Origin of the sequence: Stenotrophomonas capsici, from assembly GCF_034961085.1 — a bacterium.
GTDB classification, from domain to species: domain Bacteria; phylum Pseudomonadota; class Gammaproteobacteria; order Xanthomonadales; family Xanthomonadaceae; genus Stenotrophomonas; species Stenotrophomonas capsici.
The window spans coordinates 1,975-9,025 of the sequence record NZ_JAYFUH010000163.1; the positions used below are offsets into that span (position 1 = coordinate 1,975).

Annotated in this window: 5 protein-coding genes; 2 read left to right on the top strand and 3 right to left on the bottom strand. The window is 69.8% G+C overall.

From position 1 onward, the window contains the following. Positions 1 to 207: 207 nt before the first annotated feature. Positions 208 to 1,218 carry a chorismate transformation FkbO/Hyg5 family protein gene (locus VA603_RS10655; RefSeq protein ID WP_165931144.1) on the top strand — a complete coding sequence of 337 codons (1,011 nt, stop codon included), beginning with the start codon at positions 208 to 210 and terminating at the stop codon, positions 1,216 to 1,218. A 25-nt stretch (positions 1,219 to 1,243) separates the two neighbouring features. Here VA603_RS10655 and VA603_RS10660 read toward each other — a convergent pair whose 3' ends face one another. From VA603_RS10660 to VA603_RS10670, 3 genes are all read right to left on the bottom strand, one after another. Beyond that, complete coding sequence (locus VA603_RS10660; protein ID WP_323438804.1) at positions 1,244 to 2,584, bottom strand: AMP-binding protein; 1,341 nt, start codon at positions 2,582 to 2,584, stop codon at positions 1,244 to 1,246. Between the two features lie 94 nt (positions 2,585 to 2,678). Further along, positions 2,679 to 3,692 (bottom strand): cytochrome d ubiquinol oxidase subunit II, encoded by a 1,014-nt coding sequence (gene cydB / locus VA603_RS10665; RefSeq protein WP_323438805.1) that lies wholly within the window; start codon positions 3,690 to 3,692, stop codon positions 2,679 to 2,681. Position 3,693: 1 nt separating this feature from the next. Beyond that, positions 3,694 to 5,082 (bottom strand): cytochrome ubiquinol oxidase subunit I, encoded by a 1,389-nt coding sequence (locus tag VA603_RS10670; protein WP_323438806.1) that lies wholly within the window; start codon positions 5,080 to 5,082, stop codon positions 3,694 to 3,696. Positions 5,083 to 5,445: 363 nt separating this feature from the next. Between VA603_RS10670 and VA603_RS10675 the strand changes: the two genes are divergently transcribed. Beyond that, positions 5,446 to 7,051, top strand: a 1,606-nt coding sequence (locus VA603_RS10675; RefSeq protein ID WP_323438807.1) for a DPP IV N-terminal domain-containing protein, incomplete at its 3' end; no start/stop codon positions are given.

Here is a 7,051-nt window from a genome sequence, read left to right on the forward strand (position 1 = left end):
TGCGACATTTCCACTTCCACGACCAAATGAAGCCGCAACGATCCGGCATCGCCGCGCCCAGTGCAACCATGGCCGCACCGGCGCGCAGGCTATCATTGGCCCCTCTGCAAGCCTGATCCACCGTGCAATGACGTCCAAGCTCCGCCCCCGCCCCGCCTTCATGCCCCACCTCCCGTCCCGCCCCGCGGAGCGACAGGACGGTGCGCGATGAACGCGCGCACCACCCCGGCCCAGGTGGCGGCACTGGACGTGGATTACGTCGACCCGGCGCGCCTGCCGGAGCTGCTGGCCGACGAGCACGTGCTGGCGATCTTCGGCTTCCAGGCCGGCGACACGGCACCGCCGACCGACGACCCGCGCTACCTGCAGGTCGGCCTGCAAGCGGTGGGAACGGCACTGCTGGAGGTCTGGCGCAGCCCGTACCCGGTCAGCCGCGGCCGCGATGCCGAGGGCATGGCCTGGGCCAGCGATGGCGCGCTGATGTTCGGTGCGATGCAGGTGGTCGAAGCCGCGCACGGCGGCATCCGCAACGCCGCCGAGCATGCCTACACGCACCTGCTGGCGGCCCTGCCCGCACAGGGCTACCCGCACCTGCTGCGCATCTGGAACTACATGGATGCCATCATCGAGGGCGAGGGCGACCAGGAGCGTTACCGCCAGTTCTGCGTGGGCCGCGCCCGGGGCATCGGCACGATCGATACCGGCACCCTGCCGGCCGCCACCGCCATCGGTCGCGTCGATGGCGTGCGCGTGCTGCAGGTGTACTGGCTGGCCGCGCGCGTGCCCGGCACGCCGCTGGAGAACCCGCGCCAGGTCAGCGCCTACCACTACCCGCGCCAGTACGGCCCGCAGTCCCCGAGCTTTGCCCGCGCCATGCTGGCCGCGGCCGGCAGCCGGCTGCCGCTGCTGCTGTCCGGCACCGCCAGCGTGGTCGGCCATGCGACCCTGCACGGCGACAGCACCGAGCGCCAGCTGCAGGAAACCTTCAACAACTTCGAGGCGCTGATCGGCGCGGCGCGGCGCCATCGTCCGGGCTTGCCGGAGCAGTTCGGGCACGGCAGCCGGCTCAAGGTGTACGTGCGCAACCTTGAGGAGGTTGCCGATGTGCGCCGGATGCTGGCGCAACGCCTGCCCGCCGACCTGCCCTACCTGGTGCTCAATGCGGTGGTGTGCCGGCACGACCTGCGCGTGGAGATCGACGGCGTCCACGACGCCTGAGGGTTGTCACCCGGGGCAGCGCAGGTCACTGCCCCAGCAGGGCCAGCACCGCATCGCGCGGCAGCTTGCCGGTTTCATTGCGCGGCAGCACGTCCACCCTGCGCAGCGGGCGCGGCAGGAACACCGGGTCCATCAACGCGCGCAGATCGCGCAGGATGTCCGCTTCCTCGCGCTCGGACACCACCAACGCGGCGATGCGGCCCACCGCGTGGCCGGGTTCGGCGGCCAGCTGCACCACCACCGCGTCCCGCACGCCCGCCACTGCCTGCAGCTTGCGGGTCAGGTCGCCCAGCGAGGCGCGCTTGCCGGCGATTTCCAGCAGGTCCGCGCGCCGGCCACGCAGCACGAAACGCTGCGCCGGCAGCAGCTCCACCAGGTCGGCCAGCTGCACCGGCGCGGCCAGGTGCGCGGCCTGCACCAGGGTGCCGTCCGGTTGCGGGCTCAGCCGCACGCCCGGCAGCAGCTGCCAGGCCGCCTCCAACGCGGTGCGGCGGCGCGCGATGATGCAGGTTTCGGTCGAGCCGAACATTTCCCGCACCTCGGTGCCGAAGCGCTGCTCGGCGGCGATGGCCAATGCCTGCGGCAGCGGTGCGGTGGCGGTGACGATGCCGGCCAGCGGCGGCAGCGACACGCCCGATTCCACCAGTGCCTTCAGGTGCACCGGGGTGGTGACCAGCAGGCGCGGGGCGGCCACCCCGGCCAGCGCCTGCGCCACGTCCTGCGGGAAGAACGGCCGCCCGGCCTGCAGCGTCGCCGGTGCCAGCAACGGCATCAGCACCGCCATCTCCATGCCGTACATGTGCTGGGACGGCACCGTGGCCACGATCGACGGCTGCGCCTGGCCCCACAGGTCCTGCAGCGCGGCCAGGTTCTGCGCGGTGCTGGCCACGAACGACCCCCAATGCTTGGGGTTGGCCGTCGGCACGCCGGTGCTGCCGGACGTGAAGCCGATCGCCACGCGCTGGTCGGCGGCCAGCACCGGCGGCGCGCCCTCGGCCACCGGCAGCACCTCGGGCAGCATGACGCAGCCCTCGGGCAGCTGCCCGGTATCGGTATCGGCCAGGCAATAGGCATCGGCGTGGCGCTGCATCACGTCCTCGACCACCGCCCGCGCCCGCGACGGCGGCAACAGGTTGACCTGCCCGCGCACGGCCACCGCGCAGAACGCGACCAGGAAGCGATAGCGGTCCTCGCACAGGTTGACCACGTGCGCGCCGGCCGGCAGCCGCGCGGCCAAGCCGCGCACCTGCGCCAGGAAGGTGTCCAGGTCCACCTGCATGCCGGCATGGGCGGCGATCAGGCGCCCGCCGTCACCCACGGCAAGCGGTAGGGACGGACGCGGAACGGACACCGGGACATGCGACATGCGACTGCGACAACCTCTGTGGTGACACGGGCGCGGTGCGCCCGGCGGGCGGCCAGCTTGGGCGCAGCCCGCCCCGCTGGCAAGCCCGCGCGGTTCAGTGGTAGCCGGTGCCGGCGGTGACCTTGCCGCGGAACACGCGATACGACCACACCGTGTAGCCCAGGATCACCGGCAGCAGCAGCACCAGCCCGACCATGCTGAAGCCCAGCGACGAGGTCGGTGCGGCGGCCTGCCACAAGGTCATCGACGGCGGCAGCAGGTACGGCCACATGCCCAACACCAGCCCGATGAAGCCCAGCACGAACAGCGCCAGCGTCAGCAGGAACGGCGGCAGGTCGCGGCGCGGGTGCATCACGCTGCGCCACAGCGCCGCGGCCACCCCCAGGGTCAGCAACGGCACCGGCGCCAGCCACCAGAAGTTGCCATCGCTGAACCAGCGTTCCATCACCCCGGACTGCAGGAACGGCAGCCAGGTGCTGACCAGGCCCATGAACACGATCACCGCCACCGTGAGCGGCCGCGCCAGCGAGCGTGCCAATGCCTGCTCACGGCCTTCGGTCTTGAGGATCAGCCAGGTGCTGCCGAGCAGCGCGTAGCCGGTGACCACCGCCGCGCCGGTCAGCATCGAGAACGGGCTGAACCAGCCGAACGCACCGCCGACGTAGTGGCCGTCCTCCACCGGCAGGCCCTGCACCAGCGCCCCGAGGATCACGCCCTGCGCGAACGAGGCCAGCAGCGAGCCCAGCGCGAACGACACGCTCCACAAGCGCCGCGAGCGATGCGCCTTGAAGCGGAACTCGAACGCCACCCCGCGGAACACCAGCGCCACCACCAGCAGCAGCACCGGCAGGTACAGGCCGGACAGCAGCACCGCATAAGCCTTGGGGAACGCCGCCAGCAGGCCGGCGCCACCGAGCACCAGCCAGGTTTCGTTGCCGTCCCAGATCGGCGCGGCGGTGTTCATCATCACGTCGAGCTGTTGCTCGTCTTCGGCGAACGGCGCCAGCACGCCGATGCCGAGCACGAAGCCGTCCAACACCACGTACATCAGCACACCGAAGCCGATCACCGCGAACCATGCCACCGGCAGCCAGGTCGTCATGTCCATGTCAGCGGCCCTCCAGCGGTTCGTCGGCACCGGACAGCGGGCGCGCCGGCGTCGGCAGCGCCTCCTCGCCGGGCGGATGCGTGTCCGGCCCATGGCGCAGGATCTTGACCAGGTACCAGATGCCCCAGCCGAACACGAACAGGTAGCCGACCACGTAGACCGCCAGCGACAGCACCGTCATCCACACGCTCTGCGGCCCGACCGCATCGGCGGTGCGCAGCAGCCCGTACACCACCCACGGCTGCCGGCCCATCTCGGTGACGAACCAACCGGCGACCAGCGCGACGAAGCCGCTGGGCAGCATCCAGTTCCAGCCACGCACCAGCCACCTGGACTGCAACAGCCGGCCGCGCCACAACTGCAGCGCCGACAACCAGGCCACCACCAGCATCAGCGTGCCGATGCCGATCATGATGCGGAACGCGTAGAACACCGGCACCACCGGCGGCCGCTCGCTGGCCGGCACCGAGGTCAGCGGCGCGAACGTGCCATCCACGCTATGGGTCAGGATCACGCTGCCGAGCTTGGGGATGGCGACTTCGAAGTCGTTGCGTTCTTCCTTCTCGTTGGGCACGGCGAACACCACCAGCGGCACGCCTTCGCCGGGCGGGGTGTCGTGCCAGTGCCCTTCCATCGCGGCGATCTTCATCGGCTGGTGCTCGAGCGTGTTCAGCCCGTGCATGTCACCGGCCAGGATCTGCAGCGGCACCGTCAATGCGGCGAACACCACCGCCGCGGTCAGCATCTTGCGGCCGGCTTCGAGGTGCACGCCGCGGCGCAGGTACCACGCGCCCACGCCACCGATGACGAAGCAGGTGGTGATGAACGAGCCCAGCGCCATGTGCGCCAGCCGGTACGGGAAGGACGGGTTGAACACCACCTGCCACCAGTCCTGCGGATGCACGATGCCATCGACCAGCGTGTAGCCGGCCGGCGTGTGCAGCCAGCTGTTGGAGGACAGGATCCAGAACGTGGAGAACAGCGTGCCCAGCGCCACCATGCAGGTGGAGAAGAAGTGCAGGCGCGGCGACACCCGGCCCCAGCCGAACAGCATCACGCCCAGGAAGCTGGCTTCCAGGAAGAACGCGGTGAGCACTTCATAGGTGAGCAGTGGGCCGATCACGGTGCCGGCCACTTCGCTCAGGCGCGGCCAATTGGTGCCGAACTGGAAGGCCATGACGATGCCGCTGACCACGCCCATCCCGAACGACACGGCGAAGATCTTCTGCCAGAAGAAGAACAGTTCACGCCACACCGTGTTGCGCGTGCGCAGCCAACGCCATTCGACGAATGCCAGCCAACTGGCGGTGCCGATGGTGAAGGCCGGGAACAGCACATGGAAACTCACGACGAACCCGAACTGGATCCGTGACAGCAATAGCGCGTCCACGCCGGCCTCTCGCTTCTGGAAACTGGTCCATTTTGGTCCTGTATTCGTGAAGACCGGATGTGACCGGTTGTCGCAGTGCGTCAATCGGTCGCAGCAAGGCCCGTTTCCACCCTCCCCTTTTTTTGCGAAGCAAATCCCGCCTCTTCCCCCCTTACTTCTGTGAAGCAAAAGGGAGGGTCGGGGAGGGGTGCTCCTCCGCGACTCTCCCCTGCCGCACAAGGGAAGGCGCCATCCCGCGCACCCCTGCAGACCTTGCCGATTCCGGCAGCTCCCGCGCCGGAAACCGGCCGCCATGACCTGTGGCCCAGCCCGGCAAAACCGCTGCCTGCTACGCTTGCCCGGTTTTCTTCACCGGTGCCCGCAATGCCCAGAATCCTGCCCCTGTCCCTGCTGTTGTTGACTGCTTTCGGCAGCGCCCACGCCGCGCCCACGCCGATCACCATCGAACAGGCGATGGCCGACCCGGACTGGATCGGGCCGCCGGTGGAATCGGCCTGGTGGTCGTGGAACGGCCAGCAGGTCGAATACACCCTCAAGCGCAAGGGCAGCGCGGTGCGCGATACCTTCCGCCTGCCCAGCGCCGGCGGCGTCGCCCAGCAGGTCGCCGACGACCAGCGCGGCACGCTCGATGCCGCCAGCCGCGTCTACGACAGCAGCCGCCAGCGCATGGCCTTCGTGCGCAACGGCGACGTGTTCGTGCGTGACCTGCGCAGCGGCGCGCTGACCCAGCTCACCCGCAGCAACGAACGCGCCAGCGGCGTCAACTTCGCCACCGACGGCGGCGTGATCTGGAACGTGGGCAACAACTGGTTCCATTGGGACGCCCGCAGCGGCGTCACCCGCCAGGTCGCCCAGCTCAAGGCCGACAAGAACCCGGCCGACCCGCCCAAGGCCGACACCCTGCGCGACCAGCAGATGCGTACCCTGGCCACGCTGCGCAACGACCGCGCCCAGCGCGAGGAACTGCGCGACCAGGGCGAGCGCTGGCGCCAGGCCGACCCGACCCGCGCACCGGCGCCGGTCTTCCTCGGCGGCGACGTCGAGATCGTGGACAGCGTGCTCTCGCCCGATGCCCGCCACCTGGTGGTGGCGACCAAGCCCAAGGGTTACGACGAGGGCCGCGGCGGCAAGATGCCGCTGTACGTCACCGAATCCGGCTACGAGGAAGCCGAGGACACCCGTACCCGCGTCGGCCGCGACGATCCGGCGCCGAACAGCTTCTGGCTGGTCGATGCGGCCACCGGCAAGGTCCAGCCACTCGCGCTCGACGGCCTGCCCGGCATCACCACCGACCCGCTCGCCGAGCTGCGCCGCAAGGCCGGCAAGGACGCGCTCAAGGGCAATCGCCCGGTCGAAGTGATGAGCGAGTTCATGGGCGGCGGCATCCGCTGGAACGCCGACGGCAGCCAGGCCGCGATCATGCTGCGCGCCATCGACAACAAGGACCGCTGGATCGCCACCACCAGCGCCACCAATGCCCGCCTGGAAACCCGCCACCGCCTTACCGATGGCGGCTGGATCAACTGGAGCTTCAACGATTTCGGCTGGCTGCCCGATGGCCGCACGCTGTGGCTGCTGTCCGAGGAATCGGGCTATTCGCACCTGTACACGCAGAGCGGCAGCGCCAGGCCCAGGGCGTTGACCTCGGGCAACTGGGAAACCTCGGCACCGGAGGTCAGCGCGGACGGCCGCAGCTTCTACTTCCTGTGCAACCAGAAGTGGCCCGGCGACTACGAAGTCTGCAACGTCGACGTCAACGGCGGTGCGGTGCGTGAAGTGACCGCGCTCGACGGCGTGGAGGACTTCAGCCTGTCGCCGGACGGCCAGCAGCTGCTGGTGCGCTACTCGGCCCCGTACCTGCCGGCGCAGATCGCCGTGCAGCCGGCCGCCGGCGGTGAAGCCCGCAAGCTCACCGACACCCGCAGCGCCGAGTTCAAGGCACGCCAATGGATCCAGCCGCAGATGGTGC